This window comes from Zoogloea sp. GDB6 (assembly GCF_056724105.1).
This window is the reverse complement of record NZ_CM161497.1, coordinates 194,007-212,253: the sequence shown is the minus strand read 5'-3', so window position 1 is coordinate 212,253 and position 18,247 is coordinate 194,007. Positions and strand designations below refer to the sequence as shown.

The 18,247-nt window shown below is 61.6% G+C and carries 20 protein-coding genes; 17 read left to right on the top strand and 3 right to left on the bottom strand.

What is annotated here, in order from left to right; all coding sequences use genetic code 11:
- Positions 1–13 precede the first annotated feature (13 nt).
- The 5 genes from AC1PQG_RS00955 (at position 14) to AC1PQG_RS00935 (ending at position 5,252) form a co-directional block, all read left to right on the top strand.
- The gene (locus AC1PQG_RS00955; RefSeq protein WP_481120817.1) at positions 14–262 is read left to right on the top strand and encodes a hypothetical protein; all 249 of its coding nucleotides are present in this window, start codon (positions 14–16) and stop codon (positions 260–262) included.
- Positions 263–316: 54 nt separating this feature from the next.
- Positions 317–853 (top strand): lipocalin family protein, encoded by a 537-nt coding sequence (locus AC1PQG_RS00950; protein ID WP_481120816.1) that lies wholly within the window; start codon positions 317–319, stop codon positions 851–853.
- Positions 854–1,888: 1,035 nt separating this feature from the next.
- Positions 1,889–4,198, top strand: a complete 2,310-nt coding sequence (locus tag AC1PQG_RS00945; protein WP_481120815.1) for a PhnD/SsuA/transferrin family substrate-binding protein — start codon at positions 1,889–1,891, stop codon at positions 4,196–4,198.
- 203 nt (positions 4,199–4,401) lie between these two features.
- A complete protein-coding gene (locus tag AC1PQG_RS00940) occupies positions 4,402–4,794 on the top strand; it encodes a hypothetical protein (protein WP_481120814.1) in 393 nt (130 codons plus the stop codon).
- Between the two features lie 29 nt (positions 4,795–4,823).
- Positions 4,824–5,252: a hypothetical protein gene (locus AC1PQG_RS00935; RefSeq protein WP_481120813.1), complete on the top strand. Its 429-nt coding sequence runs from the start codon at positions 4,824–4,826 to the stop codon at positions 5,250–5,252.
- A gap of 161 nt (positions 5,253–5,413) precedes the next feature.
- On the opposite strand, the gene AC1PQG_RS00930 is transcribed toward AC1PQG_RS00935, so the two are convergent.
- Positions 5,414–5,614, bottom strand: coding sequence for a PEP-CTERM sorting domain-containing protein (locus AC1PQG_RS00930; RefSeq protein WP_481122949.1), 201 nt, complete (start codon positions 5,612–5,614; stop codon positions 5,414–5,416).
- 245 nt (positions 5,615–5,859) lie between these two features.
- Between AC1PQG_RS00930 and AC1PQG_RS00925 the strand changes: the two genes are divergently transcribed.
- From AC1PQG_RS00925 to AC1PQG_RS00905, 5 genes are all read left to right on the top strand, one after another.
- Positions 5,860–6,534 (top strand): CsgG/HfaB family protein, encoded by a 675-nt coding sequence (locus AC1PQG_RS00925; protein ID WP_481120812.1) that lies wholly within the window; start codon positions 5,860–5,862, stop codon positions 6,532–6,534.
- Positions 6,531–6,914, top strand: coding sequence for a DUF4810 domain-containing protein (locus AC1PQG_RS00920; protein ID WP_481120811.1), 384 nt, complete (start codon positions 6,531–6,533; stop codon positions 6,912–6,914). The genes AC1PQG_RS00925 and AC1PQG_RS00920 overlap by 4 nt, the downstream gene beginning before the upstream one ends.
- Before the next feature lie 37 nt (positions 6,915–6,951).
- A complete protein-coding gene (locus tag AC1PQG_RS00915) occupies positions 6,952–7,617 on the top strand; it encodes a DUF799 domain-containing protein (protein WP_481120810.1) in 666 nt (221 codons plus the stop codon).
- A 114-nt stretch (positions 7,618–7,731) separates the two neighbouring features.
- Positions 7,732–8,622: an AraC family transcriptional regulator gene (locus tag AC1PQG_RS00910; protein ID WP_481120809.1), complete on the top strand. Its 891-nt coding sequence runs from the start codon at positions 7,732–7,734 to the stop codon at positions 8,620–8,622.
- 39 nt (positions 8,623–8,661) lie between these two features.
- A complete protein-coding gene (locus AC1PQG_RS00905) occupies positions 8,662–9,144 on the top strand; it encodes a NuoB/complex I 20 kDa subunit family protein (protein ID WP_481120808.1) in 483 nt (160 codons plus the stop codon).
- Between the two features lie 2 nt (positions 9,145–9,146).
- Here AC1PQG_RS00905 and AC1PQG_RS00900 read toward each other — a convergent pair whose 3' ends face one another.
- Both AC1PQG_RS00900 and AC1PQG_RS00895 read right to left on the bottom strand, forming a co-directional pair.
- Positions 9,147–11,060, bottom strand: a complete 1,914-nt coding sequence (locus AC1PQG_RS00900; protein WP_481120807.1) for a hypothetical protein — start codon at positions 11,058–11,060, stop codon at positions 9,147–9,149.
- A gap of 221 nt (positions 11,061–11,281) precedes the next feature.
- Positions 11,282–13,282 (bottom strand): UvrD-helicase domain-containing protein, encoded by a 2,001-nt coding sequence (locus AC1PQG_RS00895; RefSeq protein ID WP_481120806.1) that lies wholly within the window; start codon positions 13,280–13,282, stop codon positions 11,282–11,284.
- 81 nt (positions 13,283–13,363) lie between these two features.
- Here AC1PQG_RS00895 and AC1PQG_RS00890 point away from each other — a divergent pair, with 81 nt between their 5' ends.
- The 7 genes from AC1PQG_RS00890 to AC1PQG_RS00860 all read left to right on the top strand — a co-directional run bounded on the left by AC1PQG_RS00890 (position 13,364) and on the right by AC1PQG_RS00860 (position 18,134).
- Positions 13,364–14,311, top strand: a complete 948-nt coding sequence (locus AC1PQG_RS00890; RefSeq protein WP_481120805.1) for a homoserine kinase — start codon at positions 13,364–13,366, stop codon at positions 14,309–14,311.
- A gap of 107 nt (positions 14,312–14,418) precedes the next feature.
- On the top strand, positions 14,419–15,222 hold the full coding sequence (locus AC1PQG_RS00885) for a BPSS1780 family membrane protein (RefSeq protein WP_481120804.1): 804 nt from the start codon (positions 14,419–14,421) through the stop codon (positions 15,220–15,222).
- 4 nt (positions 15,223–15,226) lie between these two features.
- Entirely contained in the window at positions 15,227–16,000 is a 774-nt protein-coding gene (locus AC1PQG_RS00880; protein ID WP_481120803.1) for a BPSS1780 family membrane protein, read from the top strand.
- The gene (gene nadD / locus AC1PQG_RS00875; protein ID WP_481120802.1) at positions 15,990–16,640 is read left to right on the top strand and encodes a nicotinate-nucleotide adenylyltransferase; all 651 of its coding nucleotides are present in this window, start codon (positions 15,990–15,992) and stop codon (positions 16,638–16,640) included. The genes AC1PQG_RS00880 and nadD overlap by 11 nt, the downstream gene beginning before the upstream one ends.
- 4 nt (positions 16,641–16,644) lie before the next feature.
- Positions 16,645–17,013 carry a ribosome silencing factor gene (gene rsfS / locus AC1PQG_RS00870; RefSeq protein ID WP_481120801.1) on the top strand — a complete coding sequence of 123 codons (369 nt, stop codon included), beginning with the start codon at positions 16,645–16,647 and terminating at the stop codon, positions 17,011–17,013.
- Between the two features lie 46 nt (positions 17,014–17,059).
- Positions 17,060–17,530, top strand: coding sequence for a 23S rRNA (pseudouridine(1915)-N(3))-methyltransferase RlmH (gene rlmH / locus AC1PQG_RS00865; RefSeq protein ID WP_481120800.1), 471 nt, complete (start codon positions 17,060–17,062; stop codon positions 17,528–17,530).
- 4 nt (positions 17,531–17,534) lie between these two features.
- Positions 17,535–18,134 carry a Maf family protein gene (locus AC1PQG_RS00860; protein ID WP_481120799.1) on the top strand — a complete coding sequence of 200 codons (600 nt, stop codon included), beginning with the start codon at positions 17,535–17,537 and terminating at the stop codon, positions 18,132–18,134.
- Positions 18,135–18,247: the final 113 nt, after the last annotated feature.

Sequence of the window (18,247 nt, the reverse complement as noted above, 5' to 3'; positions counted from 1 at the left end):
GGATCTCTCCTGCATGGCACCCGCCATCTCAAAAAATATAACTATGCACAACACCACACCCATCACCGTAGGCCGCTTTCGCGTTTCCCCCATGACCAAAGCGGACTCCGACGGCGGCTTTGCCGCATCGGTATCCATTCACTCGGGCAGAGGCACATCCACCACGACCCGGATCATGCGTTTCAAACCCAGCTTCACGAGTCAGACCGCCGCGCTGCATTACGCATCGACAGAAGGTGTCGCCTGGGCCCTTCAGCACTGACAGCAGGGCCTTGGCAGCGCTCTTCGTCATGCCTCAGCCGGTATGATGTCGATCATGCGCACCGCCGTCCTCACCCTGCTCTTCACCCTGTCGCTGACGGCTTGTTCGACGATGCCTCCTGAAGGCGTGCATCCCGTAACGTCTTTCGACATCAATCGCTACCTCGGCCAGTGGTATGAAATCGCCCGGCTCGATCATTCCTTCGAGCGCGGCATGAGCGATGTGAATGCCACCTACGCGTTACAGGACGACGGCAGCGTCAAGGTCATCAACCGTGGCTATGACACCCGGCGCCAGGCCTGGAAAGAGGCCATCGGCCGTGCACTGTTCACTGGCGACAAGAACACGGGATCACTGAAGGTCTCGTTCTTCGGGCCCTTTTACGGCGGCTATCACGTGGTCGCGCTGGATCAACAGCACTATCGCTGGTCCCTCGTCGCCGGCCCCGATCGCGATTACCTGTGGATTCTGGCCCGCGACACGACGCTCTCCGCCGATGTTCGCCAGCAACTGCTGGCCCAGGCGCAGACCCTGGGCTTTGCCACGGACAAATTCATCTGGGTCGATCACCAGCGAACCGCCACGCCTTGAGCCCATCCACCGCCCGCAAGCACAGCAAAACATCTCGCATCCCAGAAGTTGTTTCTGCCCGACCCGAAATAATTTCTTCCATCTCATGAAGGTGTTCTGAGCATCCCGGATAAATTTCGGCACACGCAGAACACTTATCGCACACCTCCAAATCCTATTCGCTGCATCACGAATCGTCTTCGCCTCCTCGCGAAGTCCGATCACCGCCAGCCGAACTCACTTCGCGCCACCCGAGTTCGTCATGTCACAGCCCGAAATGCATAAGCCAGCGTAGCGCATCGAGCATGGACAGCATCTCCAGTCTATTGCTCACCGCACACACGCATGGCCAATCGGAACAAAACCCTCATCGCCCAGCACGAATTCCACGAACCGATCCCCGGCGTATAAAACCAGGTCAAGGCCATTTACGGGCCGGATTCGAATGAATTGGCCACCCAGGGGTTGAAGAAGCGGTTGGAGAAGAAGAGGCGGAGCCAGTTCTAATTGATAAATTGCAGCGACAGAAAAAGGTGACGATCAGCGAGGGGAAGGTTACTTGCAAGGTTAGGTAGATGAGTGGGAGATACCGGCACATATCGGCCAGGAGCCACCTTTCGGCAATCAAAAAGAACCGCCGACAAATACCCGAAAGACATAAAAACTCGCCTACCTTGGTTAACTAAACAAGCCTGGTCTCTCTAGACGTGAAGTTGACTTAAATCAAGTGGCTTGATGATAGCTTGGTCGGTTTTAGTAAAGATGGTTGCCCTTGGGGATTGAGCTAGTAGGATAAAAGATAACTATCGTTCAACGGCAATTAACTTAACGGACGGCGGCCCACTTAAATCATACCTGAGGGCTGCAGGACATTTTCTTAGCATGAAATCCGCGTCAATCACCGCTATGGCAGCCTATGGCCCGAAAGGATCTTCGAGAACCTTTTCCATGGATAGCGTCCCGACAGTATTCCATTTTTCGTCGTGGAAAGTTTGTTCAAGAAATCGAGACCGGTCCTGTCGTGGAACAACGACGCGCCCTGCTTGATAAGTCATCATGTTTATAAAAACGAAACGTTATGTACTCTGCACTGTTCTGCTGTGGTTCGTATTTCTAGGCTTTCCCTGCATAAGCTCTGCCACCCCTGACGCAGAAATAAAAGTTCCAGACGGAAAAAATGAAGACATCCATTTTGGCGTCCTAGCGTTCCGCCCGAAGCCGGAGACGATTAAGCGATGGCAACCACTCGTGGATTATTTGAACGCCCGCGGGCTCAAGCAAAGAATCGTTCTTGAGGCATACACGTACCAAGAGCTAAGTGAAGCGGTTCGTACCAAGCATACCGATATCGTTCTGACACAGCCGGCACATTATATCGAGTTGAGTTATGAACAAGGGCTCTATTCACCATTGGCGACCCTTGTTGGGAGGGATGGCGATATAGTTCTGCCAAATTTTGGTGGAGTCATCCTGACCCTGTCCGGCCGAGACGATATTCGCGAGCTGATCGACTTACGAGGAAAGCGCATTGCATTGACGGACACCATATCGGTTGGCGGTTATCAGGCACAAGCGAATGAGCTTTTCAAATTAGGTATCGAACTGCCACGCGACGCAACGTTGATTGAAACTGGCATGCCCCACGACAATGCCGTCGAGGCGATGTTGGCAGGCAAAGCCGATGCTGCATTCGTTCGGACTGGCATTGTCGAAGCGATGGTCAAGGAACATAAGCTTGATCCGACAAAAATAGCCATCCTCAAAGCATCTGACATTCCTCCATACCCCCTGAAACTCTCGACCCATTTGTATCCAGAATGGGCTCTTGCTGCAATGCCTTGGGTTGATGAAGAACTGGCACGACAGATCGCCGGCGCAGTCTTGTCTCTGCCGCATGGCGGTGAGGTGGCCAAGGCCGCCGAGATCGAGGGTTTCACCATTCCTGGCAACTACAAGATCATTGATGAAATGATGCGAACGTTGCACATAGCGCCGTTTGATGTGCCTCGCAAAATAACGCTGGAAGATTTGTGGCATCAATACGCGGACGCCATAGCAGCGACATCCCTTACTCTTGGAACGATCCCCCTGCTACTCCTGATAGCCCTACTCCGTTCGCAGGCTCGTACAAAGGAGGAGCACGTCAAGTACAGCGAGAATCTCGAACGCATCGTTGCAGAACGAACCAGCGAACTTGTTCTTGCCAAGCAAGCTGCAGAAACGGCCAATATTGCAAAGAGCGCATTTCTTGCAAACATGAGCCACGAAATCCGCACGCCATTGAATACCATCACGGGGATGGTATATCTATTGCAACGAGCAGGGGTGACACCTGAACAAGGGAGCCGACTGGAAAAGATCAATATTGCTGGCCGGCACTTGCTGGAAATAATCAACGCAATTCTGGATTTATCCAAGATCGAGGCCGGCAAGTTCACACTTGAAGAGGTGGAGGTCAATGTCAGAGCGATCGTTGCGAATACCATTTCCATGTTGACGGAACGAGCCCGTGCCAAGAACCTTGAACTACGTGTCGAAACCCAACCCCTTCCGCTCCATTTATTGGGTGATCCGACACGCCTGCAGCAGGCCATCCTTAATTACGCCAACAACGCCATCAAATTTACCAAGGCCGGCCACGTCACGATCCGAACCTCTTTGGCTGACGATGGCCCTGCCAGCGCTCTGGTTCGCTTCGAGGTGCAAGACACGGGCATCGGGATCGCACCGGAAAACGTGGTAAAACTATTCTCAGTTTTCGAGCAGGCTGACAATTCCATCACCAGGGAGAATGGGGGCACCGGTTTGGGGTTGGCAATCACAAAGAAACTGGCCTTACTGATGGGCGGCGATGCGGGCGTAGTGACCACACCGAATGTAGGTAGTACCTTCTGGTTTACCGTCCGGCTCAAGAAAGGCACATTGAATGAGCAGGTTATTGAGCCAGCGGCAATAGAGTCGGACGAGGACGCACTGCGCAGGGGATATGCACACTCTCGTATTCTTCTGGTTGAAGACGAACCGGTCAATCGCGAAGTAGCGTTGGATTTGCTGAATGATATCTGGCCACGGCTCGATGTAGCCGAGAATGGACTTGAGGCGGTCGAGAAGTCCAAGGAACATGCTTACGATCTGATACTGATGGATATGCAGATGCCGAAGATGGATGGATTGGAGGCCACCCGGCAAATTCGCCGTCTTCCCAACTTTGCCAGGACGCCGATTCTCGCCATGACGGCAAATGCCTTTATAGAGGACAAAGCACAGTGCTTTGCGGCTGGCATGAACGATTTCATCCCCAAGCCGGTCGAGCCTGATCTACTCTTTGCAAAGCTCTTGAAGTGGTTGTCACCGCAGCAAGACTGAACATTTAATCCGGTTATTGCTGCGGCTACCCTATCCCGGACAACGGGCATCAGACTGGACGCAGGGTCTGGGCTTTGTGCATCGGTCGCGGAACTCGCTTCGGGCCATCCGAGTGCGTCATGTCACAGCCCAAAATGCATAAGCCGTCGTAGTGTATCGGGCATAGACAGCGTCTCCAGCCTCTTGCCCGCCGCACACACGCCATGACCAATCCCACCAAAGTCCGCATGTCGCCGCAACATCTCAGGGCTGACGAAGATACCTACCGCGCCCTCAAAGGCATCCCCCACTACCAGCCCTACAAGGACGACTACAGCTTCCCCGCCGTCAGCGCGGCATACGACAAGCTGAACGCCGCCCACGAAGCCGAACTCCACGCCCGCAACACCCACGCCGCCACCCGTGACGCCCTCATCGCCGCCCAGCACGAATTCCACGAACTGATCCTCGGCGTGAAAAGCCAGGTCAAGGCCATCTACGGGCCGGATTCGGACGAACTGGCGGCGCTCGGGTTAAAGAAGCGGTCGGAGAGGAAGGGGCGGGGGAAGGCGTCACGCCAGGCCGCGGACAAATCGGCGGACGGAACATCAGCGTAAGTAGCCATCTGGACAACATCATCCCTCCAATGCGCATGACAAAGAGCTCACCAAGTATCGAGACACCCCGCATCGTTCATATTTCGACCAAGCTGCTATGGCTCGCGATGGCGTTGGCGATGATTCTTCAACTGATCTACGCGGAGTGGCACTTCGATGTAGTTCTCAATAGCTTTCTGAACGGCCTCATTCTGGTTTTTGCCTTACACGCATATCTCATTATTGGAATATCACGCGGCAGAAATTCAGCCCGATGGATTTCCCTTATGTTTTTTGTCGGCGGCCTCTTCCTTGCACCACCAAGCATTGCCGCATTTCCAAATGCGCCTCTACAGGTCTCCGTGGAGGTATCTCAAATACTTTCTCAGTGCATCGCTTTCATCGGGCTATTCACACCGCCTTCGAATGCCTGGTTCAGATCCTCATTCAGCAGCAGGCGCACCGTCAGTGTGGATTAAACCTGCCCCCAGGAAGCATCGAGAAATGCGCCAGCGAATGAGGCTGCGGACGATCTTGATAAAGGCGTCATGAATGGGTGCCAATCACCGATCCACCGCCAGGCAGAATGCACAAACCCAGCGCTCGGCGGGGCTTGTCGCTGAAGCCCATCTGGAACGGCTCAGCCCTTCCGGCGACGGAGCATGCTGGCGCCAGCAAGGCCGAGTGCTACCAGTGCCACGCTGCCGGGTTCCGGCACTGCGCCGCCCGGATTGCGGGGGTTGCCGATGGGCGCGTCGGTGGTGCCGAGGATAGGCACGAGATCGACGGTGTAGCTCAACAGCGCGTTGACCGGCCGGATATCGGTGAGGAACAGGTGCACTTCCAACTGATCGGTCGCGCCGTTGTAATCGCCCCAAGCGTGGAAGATCTTCTCGCTGAAATCCCCGACATTCGCGTCGTTTGCCGCTGATCAAAGACCGGACAACTGCACGCCAGAAGAATGAACAGACGCGGCCAAATCGGCCGTGAATGGCCGGCTCCCTGTGCCCCGATTCACAGACCGGACCATTACAGGAACATACAATGATGCTGGAAACATTCCCTATCGACTCCGAGAAGAGAAACATGAAACGCGTCCTTGTTCCCGCAATTGTTCTGGCCAGCGCCATCGGCGTGCTGAGTGGCTGTGCGACCGAAGATTCCCGCAGTCTTGCCGTCGCCAAATCCGCGTCGGCGGCGCGCCCCTATAGCGGCGTGCGCAATCCCATTTCCGTGGGCAAGTTCGACAATCGCTCCACGTTCATGCGCGGCATTTTCACCGACGGAGTAGACCGCCTCGGCAGCCAGGCCAAGACGATCCTGATCGGGCATCTCCAGCAGAGCAATCGCTTCAATGTGCTGGACCGCGACAACATGAGCGAGATCAAGCAGGAGGCGGCGCTCAGCAAAACGACGCAGACCTTGAAGGGCGCGCGTTTCGTCATTACCGGCGACGTCACCGAATTTGGCCGGAAGGAAGTCGGCGATCACCAGTTGTTCGGCATCCTGGGACGCGGCAAGCAGCAGATCGCCTATGCCAAGGTGACGCTGAACGTGGTGGATGTGCAGACCGCCGAAGTCGTTTATTCGGCCCAGGGCGCCGGCGAATACAGCCTGTCCAACCGGGAGGTGATCGGTTTCGGCGGCACGGCCAGTTATGACTCGACCCTCAACGGCAAGGTGCTCGATCTGGCGATACGCGAGGCGGTCGACAGCCTCGTGGGCGGCATCGAAAGCGGCGCCTGGCGCCCCGCCAATTGATCCGCGCCGACGCCCTCGCCATGTATCGCCTTTACAGAAGTGGTTTGCTGGCCGCGGCGGTGCTGACCGCCGCGCTGACGACGGGCTGCGCCAACCGCCCGCAGTCCGTGTATTACTGGGGCGACTATCAGCCTCAGGTCTACACCTATTTCAAGGGAGAAAAGGGGCCGGAGGATCAGATCCAGGCCCTGGAGGCGACGCGTGAAAAAGCCGCGGCGCAGGGCAAGCCCCTGCCGCCCGGCTTTCAGGCTCATCTGGCGATGCTGTACGGCCAGAGCGGGCGCACCGATCGCATGAAACAGAACCTCGAAGCAGAGAAGCAGCAGTTTCCGGAAAGCACTGCGTTCATGGACTTCCTGCTGAAGAAGATCTCCCCCTGACGGTCCGTCGAGGCACACCATGAAAGAGAAATACGCCATGAAATGGACCATCCTGCTGGCGGCAGCCGCCTTGCTGCTGGGTGGCTGCGCAACGCAAGGCAAGAAGTACGACTACTCGGCTTTCCAGCAAAGTCGCCCGGCCTCCATCCTTGTCCTTCCGCCCCTCAACGGTTCGCCGGATATCGGCGCGACCTACAGCATGTGGTCGCAGACGACGCTCCCGTTGGCCGAGTCGGGCTATTACGTGCTCCCGGTAACGCTGGTCGACGAGGCCTTCCGGCAGAACGGCATGACGGCGCCCGCCGACATCCACGAGATTTCCATCGGCAAACTGCGCCAGATCTTCGGCGCGGATGCGGCGCTGTATATCAACGTCAAGCAATACGGCACGTCCTATATGGTGGTATCGAGCGAGACACGGGTGACGGCAAGCGGCAAGCTGGTGGATCTGCGTTCCGGTGCAACCTTGTGGGAAGGCAGCGCAACGGCATCCAGCAGCGAGACCGACAATAATTCCGGCGGTGGCATTGTCGGTTTGCTGGTCAAGGCCATCATTTCCCAGATCGGCGACACCCTTTCCAACCGGGGACACGCTATTGCCGGCATCACCAGCAGCCGTCTGCTCTCGGCCGGGCAACCGAACGGGATTCTTTATGGGCCCCGCTCACCGAAGTATCTGAAGGACGGCTCGCCGACACCTTGATAACCGGAGGGGGCCACGCCCCCTTCCGACAAGCAGATAAGGCTCCCCTGGCCTCATCACTGACACGGTACATCCCCGTCGCCACGCCATCGGTCATCGCCGCCCACTCTACCGATGCATTCCCAACTGATCGTTCCTCCCCACCCCGCACTGGCGCCGTGGATCTATCCGACGCTGGTGGTCGGTTTCCCCACGGGCTGTCTGTCGCGCATTCCGGCGGCGATGAGTCCGGCGCTGATCCTGTTCGCGCGGGGTGGTGGCTGGCGGACGGATGCGGCGGGCAGGCGCTTGCATCGTTATCCGCGTGCGGTGATCGCCGGTCCGTGCCTCACGCCGCGCTTTACCGAGATCGACGCGGGCGGGGTGTTCGTGTCGATGCTGTTCCGCCCGGGCCTGCTGGCGGAGGCGCTGGGGCCGAGCGTGGCGGAGTTGCGTGACCGGACGTTTGCGCTGGACGAGGTGTTTCCGCCGGATGATGTGAGGCGCATGCTCGAACGCATCGACGAGGAACAGCATCCGGTCCGCTGGGTGGGCCACCTGCAGGCTCTGGTGCGCCGCGCGCTGCGCGTCGGCAGCGATGCGCAGCAGGCCCAGCATGCAACGGGCTCGATGGTGCGATTGTTCGAGCCGGCCGAAGCGCAGGCGGCGGCGCTGTCCGTCGGTTTGCGCCAATTCGAGCGGCGCCTCAACCGGGCCTATGGTGCCAATCTGCGGGATCTGCGACGGGTGGCACGCTTCGGCTTCGCCTTGCCGAAGTTGTTTGCGGACGCCGGGCGGCGCGGCCACGTGGCGCGGGTCGCCCAGGAGTTCGGCTATTACGATCAAGCCCACATGGACCGGGATTTCGCAGCGCTCACCGGCTATTCGCCACGCATGCTGGTGCAGTCGTCGGCCGGCGACGATCCGGGCTTCTGGCTGTACCGCATCGGCCAGCCGGATTTCCGCTCGCTGTTTCTGCCGGAGGATGTCGATTCCGTACAAGAAAGGGTCTTCGTTCGTCCCTAGAGTGGCATGCATTTGTTCTGCCCCGAAAGGAGATCCGCAATGCATGCCCCCACGCTCCACGGCGACGGTTACCTGCTGACCCGCGCCGATGCCCTGTTCGACATGGTCCGCAGCGACAGCCTGTGGTTCCTGACCTTCGGCCTGGCCTGTTGCGCGGTGGAAATGATCCACGCCGCATCGGCGCGCTACGACATGGACCGCTTCGGCGTGCTGCCGCGGGCCAGCCCGCGGCAGTCCGACCTGATGATCGTGGCCGGGACGCTGACCAACAAGATGGCGCCGGCCCTGCGCAAGGTGTACGACCAGATGGCCGAGCCGCGCTACGTGATCTCGATGGGCTCGTGCGCCAACGGCGGTGGCTATTACCACTATTCCTATTCGGTGGTACGCGGCTGCGACCGCATCGTGCCGGTGGACATCTACGTGCCCGGCTGCCCGCCCACCGCCGAGGCGCTGCTGTACGGGCTGATGCAGTTGCAGAACAAGATGCGCCGCCCGCCTGTGCCGATCCTGCGCGATTAGGATCAGCGGGACAGGGGCGACCACATGAGGGCTCCACGGATGCTCTTGGAGCTCCCCATCATTTCGCTATTGTTCAGCCACACCGCCAGCGTGCCCGTGGAGATCGACGCCAGAGCAGGGTAGTAGAGACGCGTGTAAGCCTCCGGGGCGCCGCTGAGGGCAAAGCCCGGCGCCGCTGGTGAAACACTGCCGTCGGTGCCGATACGCCGTGCATATACACCGGTCGGGCCACCCGGGTTATTGACGTAAGCCCCTTGCGACCAGGCCAGGATGTACCCGCTCGCGGTATAGACCAGGGACGAATCACCGGAATTGGTGGTGATTCCAAGAGCAAGGGGCAGCCCACCACTGGCCGGCGGACCGTTCAGCACCACACCTTCGCGGGTGATGAATGTGCCGTACATGTCGCCTGGCGTGGCGTAATTGAGACCAACGTAGTTGCGACGATCTATCCAGGTGATCAGGCAATTGACCGGATCGCAGGCGATACGGGGCGCGAATTGCATGTCGGGAGCCGTAGAGATGGCGATGGGCACGGGATCCAGCAGAGCGCCCGCAGTACTCACCCGGGCTGCCACAATGTCGTGGTCAGGCAGGCCGGATGAGCCGGTTTCCCAGGCTACGATGAAGTCCCGCCCATCGAACGCGACCGATGGCATATCCGAATAGCCGGAAATGGCCGTTCCGATCAGGAAGTCAGCCCCGACGACACCGCTGGACGAGACGAGCACGCCGCGAATGGTGCTCTGTACCGGGTCGTAGTTGTAATAGGCGACCAGATATTGTCCGTTGCCGTAGGCCACCGCGGGAAAGCGTCCGTTCACCGCCAGGACGGCCCCAGGGTAAGGATCCAACACTACGCCGTCGCTACTTACCCGTTGTGCGTGCAAACCGGCCTCGTCACGCATGACCGTCATGTATGTATTGCCATTGGAGGCAACAGCAGGCGCCCCCTCCAGACTGGACAAAGCCGCGCCGGAGAGGGCGATATTCTGCTGCAGCGCCCCGTCGGCAGCGATGAACTGGCCGATCCATTGTCGACCACTGGCGCCCTGGCGGTTACTGACGAGCAAATAGCGTATGCCATCGCTGGACAGGGCCGGTCCGCCGGGCCGGGTTGCATCGGAGTCTCCGTTAGCCAACCCGCCCAAAAGATCGCGCGGCGGAAATACCCCGCCCTTGATGCCATTGACGGACACCGCGCGCAAATCGGACGTCTCCGTGCTGGTTTGTGTACCGACAGTGGCTTTGACAAGCTGGCGGATGGCCCCTATGCCATCGGCACGCCATTCGTGGACGGTTTCCGTGATGGGCACAGCCCCCCCAGCAGACAAGGTCAGGGTGCCTGCTATGTCGTAACGGATCCGTGCAGCATTGGAGAAACTCCCGGCACCGAGCACCAGTGTCTCGTAACCTTCGACGACGCCGGTCACCTTGACGTCTACATGCTCGTCCTTGCCATCCCCGTCCAGATCAGTACCGATGTCCACGTTCTTGCGGTCGAGCAACGGCGTCTGGCTGAACGTGCCGTCGAAACGCATGAAGTCCACCTGATTGATGATCGCATTGACCCAGCTTGCCGGGGAATTGTCTCCCAAATAGACGAAGGCCCGGGCGTCCTTGGCGTAGTAGCTGTCGACGGCAATCCCGTCCCCGGATGGATTGCTTTCTCGGAACACCCAGGCATTAACACCTGCGACAGGCTGCGTCCCGGTGATCTGCATTTCGTTGATATAGGTGGAAACCGAGGAATCCGGAGCGATGGAATTGACGTCGTAAACCCAATCCGCCCCGGTGAGCACCGGATAATAGGACTCTGAAATTCCGGTCGCTTGCGGTGGCGTCGAACCGCCACCTCCACCCCCACCACAACCTGCCAGGAAGACGCCCAGCAGGACCATGATCCGCTGCCGCATGACACACCTCCCGTCTGTTCTTCGAGACTCTTTATTATTCAGGGTAGGCAGTGATCACTATGCTTTCAAGAAAATGGAGCGCATTTGCCATGCATCCATTTGAAATATAAAAAATGAAACTGAATTTCCCGATATTTACCCTTGCTTTGCTTCCGCCATAAATTGGCGAAATAGGGGACATCTAAAAAACTGTTATTAGCGCGAAGCCGAATAGCCCCCGATCAGGCGGCGCCACCACCTGTTTTACCGAGCATCGCCCGCAGGTTGGCGATGCGCGCCCGCGCGTCTTCCTTGCTGACCGGTTCGGGGTTCTTGCGGTCGCTGCGCTTGATGCCTTCGGCGCCCATCTCGTCGATGAAGCGCGACGGATCGCAGGTGCGCACGTCACGGCCGGCTTTGCGGCGTTCGCAGTAGCTGATGGTGAGGCTGCGCTGGGCGCGGGTGATGCCCACGTACATCAGGCGGCGCTCTTCCTCGATCTTGTCCTCGTCGATGGACGACTGGTGCGGCAGCAGGCCTTCCTCGACGCCGACCAGGAAGACGTGCTTGAACTCCAGGCCCTTGGAGGCGTGCAGCGTGGCGAGCTGGACCTGGTCGAGTTCTTCGTCGTCCTTGTCGAGCATGGTGATCAGGCTGATGGTCTGGATCATGTCCGACAGGGTCTTGCCGTCTTCTTCGCCCTTGCGGCCGAGCCAGCCGGTGAAATCGCCGACGTTGCTCCACTTGGTCTCGGCTTCGCGGGGCTCGCAGCTCTCGTACAGCCAGGCTTCGTAGTTGATGGCCTTGAGCATGTCGCCGATGACTTGCCCGGCGGGTTCGCGCGGGGCGCGGTGAGCCATGCGGTTGATGAAGTGGCAGAACTCCCGCACGGTTTCGAGCTGGCGCGTATTCACATGCTCGGAGACGCCTTCCTCGAAGGCCGCGGTGAACAGGCTGATGTTGCGGTTCGAAGCGTAGCGGCTGAGGGCTTCGATGGAGGCGGCGCCGACGCCGCGGCGCGGCACGGTGATCGAACGGATGAAGGACAGGTCGTCGTCCTCGTTGGCGATCAGGCGCAGGTAGGCGCACAGGTCCTTGATCTCGGCGTTCTCGAAGAAGCTGCGCCCGCCCGAAATGGCGTAGGGGATCTTGTGGTTGCGCAGTTGCTGCTCGAACAGGCGGGCCTGGTGGTTGCCGCGGTAGAGGATCGCGTAGTCCTTGAAGTGGGTGCGGTTCTCGAATTTATGGGCGGAGAGTTTCATCACCACCGCCTCGGCCTCGTGCTCCGGCGTCTGGTAGGCCACCACGTTCACCGGGTCGCCGGCGCCGTGCTCGGACCACAGCTTCTTCTCAAAGAGCTTCTCGTTGTTGGCGATGACGGTGTTGGCAGCATGCAGGATGCGCGTGGTGGAGCGGTAGTTCTGCTCCAGCTTGATGACCTTCAGCTTGGGGAAATCGACCGGCAGCTGGCGCAGGTTCTCCACGTCGGCACCGCGCCAGGCGTAGATGGCCTGGTCGTCGTCGCCCACCGCGGTGAAGGCCGCGCGCACGCCGGTGAGCAGCTTGATCAGCCGGTACTGGGCACGGTTGGTGTCCTGGTATTCATCGACCAGCAGGTAGCGCAGCTTGTTCTGCCAGCGCTCGCGCACCTCCGGGTGCTCTTCGAAGAGCTTGACCGGCAGGCGGATGAGATCGTCGAAATCCACGCCCTGATAGGCGCGCAGGGTTTTGTCGTACTCCATGTAGAGCAGCGCGGCGGCGGACGAGATTTCGTCGTTGGCCAGGTGGGCTGCCTCGTGGGGCTCGATGAGGGCGTTCTTCCAGCTGGAGATCTGCCACTGCAGGGCCTTGGCGCGGTTCTTGTCGGTGCTGGCGGTCATCTCGGCGATGATCTGCGTGGTGTCCGACGCGTCGAGGATGGAGAACTGCGGCTTGAGGCCGAGCAGCGCGGCTTCCTGGCGCACGATGCGCACGCCGAGGGCGTGGAAGGTACACACCGTGAGGCCCTTGACGGCGCGCCCGCCCATCAGCTTCTCGATGCGCTCCAGCATCTCCTTGGCGGCCTTGTTGGTGAAGGTGATGGCCGCGATGTTGTGCGGGTTGAAGCCGCAGTCGCTGATCAGGTAGGCGATCTTCTGGGTGATCACCCGCGTCTTGCCGGAGCCGGCGCCGGCCAGCACCAGGCAGGGGCCGTCCAGGTAATGGATGGCTTCACGTTGCGGGGCATTGAGGAGGAGCGACATGAGCGTGCTGCGGACATCGGGTGGAGCGGGAGCGCATTCTACCGCGCCGCAGGGGCTGGCCTGATGTAAGCTCTTCGCACCATGTCCGTCTTTACTTCCGTCACCGACGCCGACCTCGCGGTCTGGCTGCGCAACTATGCCATCGGCCGCCTGGATGTCTTGCAGGGGATCTCCGCCGGCGTGCAGAACAGCAACTTCTTCGTCACTACCAGCCTGGGCCGCTACGTGCTGACGCTGTTCGAGACGATGCCGCGCGCCGAGCTGCCCTTCTACCTGCACCTGATGGCCCACCTGGCCCGCCACGGCCTGCCGGTGCCGGCGCCGATCGCCAACCGGGACAACGAATACCTTGGCACCCTTTCGGGCAAACCGGCGGTGTTGGTCACACGTCTGGCCGGCAAGTCGGAGATGGCGCCGAGCGTCGCCCACTGCGCGCGCATCGGCGCGATGCTGGCCGGCCTGCACCTGGCCGGGCAGTCCTTCGGGCGCAAGCAGGCCAATCCGCGCGGCGCCGAGTGGCGGCGCGACTGCGCGGCCCGCGTGCGCGCCCATCTGCCCGCCGACGAACAGGCCGAACTCGATGCCGAGCTGACCTTCCAGGCCGGTTTCGACCTGCGCGCCCTGCCGCAAGGGGTGATCCACGCCGACCTGTTCCGCGACAACGTGCTGTGGGACGGCGACTTCGTCGGCGGCGTCATCGACTTCTACTTCGCCGGCGTGGATGCGCTGCTGTTCGACGTGGCGGTCACCGTCAACGACTGGTGCGCCGACGCCGACGGTCAGCTCGATGCGGCCCGCGCCGCCGCGCTGCTCGCCAGCTACGCCGAGGCCCGCCCCTTCACCGCCGCCGAACGCAAGGCCTGGCCAGCCGTACTGCGCGCCGCTGCGCTGCGCTTCTGGTTGTCGCGACTGGAGGATTTCCACCTGCCGCGCCCCGGCGAGATGGTGCTGGTAAAGGATCCGGGCGAGTACCGGCGCATCCTGCAGCTGCGTGCCCATGCCGATGGCCTGCCCGCCCTGCCGGCCTGAAAACGTGCCGCTAGGGTTTTGCCGGTTTGAACTGGGTGGGGGATTTGGGCTAGCATCTCGTCGCAGCGCAACATCCTGATTTTCCACTCCGTTTCCCACGCCCGACAATGACCGAACCGGCTGCCCCGGCACACCATCCCCACAACGCCGCGCGCCATCCGCGCCCACGGCATGTTTCGCCCTTCGAAAGCCTGGTCTGGCTGAAGGCCGGATGGTTCTATTTCGCCCGCAATCCGGGGGTGTGGGTCGCCATCAGCGTGATCTTCATCATCATGCTGTTCGTGCTGGGCCTGGTGCCGCTGCTCGGCTGGGCGGTGGTGCTGATCGGCTTCCCTGTGATGGTCGCCGGCATGGTGCTGGGCTGCCATGCACTGGCCCAGGGCAAGGCACTGCGCATCGAACACCTGTTCGCCGGCCTGAAGGTCCATGCCGGCAACCTGTCGCTGGTCGGCGTGTTCTACCTGCTCGGCGGCCTGATCGCCGGCTTTATATCGGTGCTGATCGGCGGCGGCGCACTGCTCACCGGCTACATCCTCGGCGCGCTGGCCGGCATGGGCATGGGCCTGGTCAGCGGCGTGCTGCTCGGCAGCATCGTGTTCTCGGTGCTGTGGGTGCTGCTGATCACCGCGCTGTGGTTCGCCGCCCCGCTGGTGGTGCTGCGCGACACCCCGCCGCTGGATGCGATGAAGCTGTCCCTGTCGGCCTGCTTCGGCAACTTCGGCGCCTTCGTGGTGCTGGGCGTGCTGATCTACGTGCTGATCTGGGTCGCCATGATCCCGGCAGCTCTCGGCGTACTGATCCTCGTCCCGGTGCTGGCCGGCACGCTGTACGCGTCCTACCAGGACGTCTTCGGCGACATGGCGCTGGTCTCACCGCACGCCGCCGCGGCACCGGCAGAAGAAACGGACTGAGCAGATGCAGGCACGCACCTTGCCGGCCCAGCGCGGCTGGGCCTGGATCGTCGATGGCTTCGCGCTATGGCGGCGCAACCCGGCGCTGGTCACCTTCCTGGTCTTCGGCAGCTCGCTGACGCTGCTGCTGGTCGCCGCGATTCCCCTCATCGGCCAGGTCATCATGTTCCTCGTGATGCCGGCCCTGTCGCTGGGCATCTTCAACGGCTGCAAGGCGATTGCCGAGCGGCGCAAGGCCGGCCCCGACATCCTCGTCTCCGGCTTCCGCCAGAACCTGCAGGAGCAGGTCAAGATCGGCGGCATCTACTTCATCGGCTCCCTGATCGTGCTCGGCCTCAGCACCCTGTTCGATGCCGAGGTGAACAGCAAGCTGTTCAAGGCCGTGATGGGCAAGACCAGCTGGGGCGAGACCCTTGACGATCCGTCCTTCCTCATTGCGCTGCTGGTCAGCACCGTCGGCTCCACACCGCTGATGATGGCCTACTGGTTTGCGCCGCTGCTGGCCGGCTGGGGACGCATCCCCGCCACCAAGGCGCTGTTCTTCAGTTTCATCGCCTGCCTGCGCAACTGGCGCGCCTTTCTGAGCTTCGGGCTGGGCCTGATGGGCGTGGCGCTGGGCGCTGGCGTGCTGGTCAGCGTACTCGAACTGGTCTCGCCGCTGCTGAGCCTGTTGCCGGCGCTGGCCTTCCCGATCGTCTTCATTCCTGTGGTCTTCGCCAGCTTCTACGCCAACGCGCTGGACGTCTTCGACCATATCGGTCCCGATGATGCCAGTTGAACACGCCCTCGGGCTTTTCGGTGGCACTTTCGACCCCATCCACTACGGCCACCTGCGCCTCGCCGAAACAGCCCGCGAAGCCCTCGACCTGGAGAAAGTACGCTTCATCCCCGCCGGCCAGCCGCCGCACCGGGACGTCCCCGGCGCCAGTGCCGCAGACCGGCTGGCAATGGCCCGGCTGGCCACCGCGGACAACCCGGCCTTCGAAGTGGATCCGGCGGAAGTGGAAGCCACTCAGGCCAGCTTCACGATCCTGACCCTCGAACGCCTGCGTGCCGAGCTGGGCCCGAAGCGGCCGCTGGTGCTGCTGCTCGGCGTCGATGCGCTGCTCGGCCTGCCCACCTGGAAGCGCTGGCACGAACTCTTCGACTTCGCCCACGTGGCCGTCGCCAACCGCCCCGGCTACAGCCTCGACAGCGCACGCATGGCGCCGGAACTGGCCGAGCTCACGCACCGCCGGCACGGCACGCTGGACGCTCTCGAAGGCCGCCCGGCCGGCTCGCTGGTTCAGTTCGCGATGACGCCGCTGGCGATCTCCGCCACCGACATCCGCGCCCGCCGCAGCACCGGTCAGAGCCTGCGCTATTTGCTCCCGCCGGCGGTTGTTGACTATATTTCTCTGCACCAACTCTATATCTGAATCAATGGAAATCACCCAGTTCGAACAACTCGTCGTCTCCGCCCTCGAGGACATCAAGGGCAAGGACATCCAGGTCATCGACACCACGCGCCTCACCTCGCTCTTCGACCGCGTGATCATCGCCAGTGGCGACTCCAACCGGCAGACCCGCTCCCTCGCCCGCAACGTCGCCGACAAGGCCCGTGAAGCCGGCCTCAAGGTGGTCAGCGTGGAAGGCGAGGACTCCGGCGAATGGGTGCTGGTGGATCTGGGCGACATCGTGGTGCACGTCATGCAGCCGGCCGTCCGCGCCTACTACAACCTGGAAGAACTGTGGTCCGCCACGCCGGCGCGCCCGTCCCGCCCTGGCAGCGCCGCTGCGCGCGCCGCCTGAGCCTTTCCGCACCACCCGCGGCGCAACCGGCGCCGCCCCCTGCCCCATGAAACTCCTGATCGTCGCGGTCGGCACGCGCATGCCGGCCTGGGTCGACACTGCCTTCGACGACTTCGCCAAGCGCATGCCGCGCGAACTGCCGCTGCAGCTCGTCGAAGTGAAGGCCGAACCCCGCACCACCGGCAAGACCGTGGAAGCCATGATGGCCCTCGAAGCGGCCCGCATCGAGGCGGCCCTGCCAACCCGCTGCCGGCGCCTGATCCTCGACGAACGCGGCGAGGACCTGACCACCAAGGCCCTCGCCAAACGCCTGGAACGCTGGCAAGACAGCGGCGACGACGTGGCGCTGATCATCGGCGGACCGGACGGCCTCGACCCGGCCCTGAAGGCCACCGCCCACGAAACGATGCGCCTGTCCAGCCTGACCCTGCCCCACGCGATGGTCCGGGTGATGCTGTCCGAAGCCTTGTACCGGGCCTGGAGCCTGTCGAAAAACCATCCGTACCACCGGGAATGATGTCGTGATCTACCTCGCCTCGAACAGCCCCCGTCGCCGCGAACTGCTCAAGCAGATCCACGTCCGTTTCGAACCCCTGCTGTTCCGCAGCGGGGCGCGGGCCGACGCGGACGTGAACGAGGACGCGCTGCCCGGCGAGGACGCCTTCACTTACGTACGGCGGGTCGCCATGGCCAAGGCCGTCGGCGGCATCAAGCGGATCAGCTGGCGCAGCCTGCCGCCGCGTCTGCTGCTGGCCGCCGACACCACGCTGGAACTGGACGGAGCCATCATCGGCAAGCCGGACAACGCGGAGCACGCGGTGGACATCCTGCGTTCCCTGTCCGGCCGCAGCCACCAGGTCCTCACAGCGGTGGTGGTCGGCGACGGCCAGCGCTACGCCCACCGCCTGTCGGTCAGCGAAGTGCGCTTCCGCGCCGTGGACGAGCAGGACATCCGCCGCTACGTGGCCAGCGGCGAAGCCGCCGACAAGGCCGGCGCCTACGGCATCCAGGGCCGCGCAGCGGTCTTCATCGAGGAGATCCGCGGCAGCTACACCGGCATCATGGGCCTGCCGCTGTTCGAGACTGCCGCCCTGTTGCAGGAATTCGGCTATCCTCTCTGACTGACGCCGGCCACCAAGAGTCGGCCGCCTATCGGAGGAGAGGACAAGCACACACCAGCTGGCGCGGCACGCCCCGCGCAGCCGATGCCGGACGAGCGGCGATCGGCGATGGC

Coding starts and splice junctions, on each gene's coding strand:
- AC1PQG_RS00950 (WP_481120816.1), top strand. CDS start 317: ATGCGCACCGCCGTCCTCACCCTGCTCTTCACCCTGTCGCTGACGGCT.
- AC1PQG_RS00940 (WP_481120814.1), top strand. CDS start 4,402: ATGACCAATCCCACCAAAGTCCGCATGTCGCCGCAACATCTCAGGGCT.
- AC1PQG_RS00915 (WP_481120810.1), top strand. CDS start 6,952: ATGAAATGGACCATCCTGCTGGCGGCAGCCGCCTTGCTGCTGGGTGGC.
- AC1PQG_RS00955 (WP_481120817.1), top strand. CDS start 14: ATGGCACCCGCCATCTCAAAAAATATAACTATGCACAACACCACACCC.
- AC1PQG_RS00945 (WP_481120815.1), top strand. CDS start 1,889: ATGTTTATAAAAACGAAACGTTATGTACTCTGCACTGTTCTGCTGTGG.
- AC1PQG_RS00905 (WP_481120808.1), top strand. CDS start 8,662: ATGCATGCCCCCACGCTCCACGGCGACGGTTACCTGCTGACCCGCGCC.
- AC1PQG_RS00935 (WP_481120813.1), top strand. CDS start 4,824: ATGCGCATGACAAAGAGCTCACCAAGTATCGAGACACCCCGCATCGTT.
- nadD (WP_481120802.1), top strand. CDS start 15,990: ATGCCAGTTGAACACGCCCTCGGGCTTTTCGGTGGCACTTTCGACCCC.
- AC1PQG_RS00900 (WP_481120807.1), bottom strand. CDS start 11,060: ATGCGGCAGCGGATCATGGTCCTGCTGGGCGTCTTCCTGGCAGGTTGT.
- rlmH (WP_481120800.1), top strand. CDS start 17,060: ATGAAACTCCTGATCGTCGCGGTCGGCACGCGCATGCCGGCCTGGGTC.
- AC1PQG_RS00895 (WP_481120806.1), bottom strand. CDS start 13,282: ATGTCGCTCCTCCTCAATGCCCCGCAACGTGAAGCCATCCATTACCTG.
- AC1PQG_RS00885 (WP_481120804.1), top strand. CDS start 14,419: ATGACCGAACCGGCTGCCCCGGCACACCATCCCCACAACGCCGCGCGC.
- rsfS (WP_481120801.1), top strand. CDS start 16,645: ATGGAAATCACCCAGTTCGAACAACTCGTCGTCTCCGCCCTCGAGGAC.
- AC1PQG_RS00925 (WP_481120812.1), top strand. CDS start 5,860: ATGAAACGCGTCCTTGTTCCCGCAATTGTTCTGGCCAGCGCCATCGGC.
- AC1PQG_RS00890 (WP_481120805.1), top strand. CDS start 13,364: ATGTCCGTCTTTACTTCCGTCACCGACGCCGACCTCGCGGTCTGGCTG.
- AC1PQG_RS00910 (WP_481120809.1), top strand. CDS start 7,732: ATGCATTCCCAACTGATCGTTCCTCCCCACCCCGCACTGGCGCCGTGG.
- AC1PQG_RS00880 (WP_481120803.1), top strand. CDS start 15,227: ATGCAGGCACGCACCTTGCCGGCCCAGCGCGGCTGGGCCTGGATCGTC.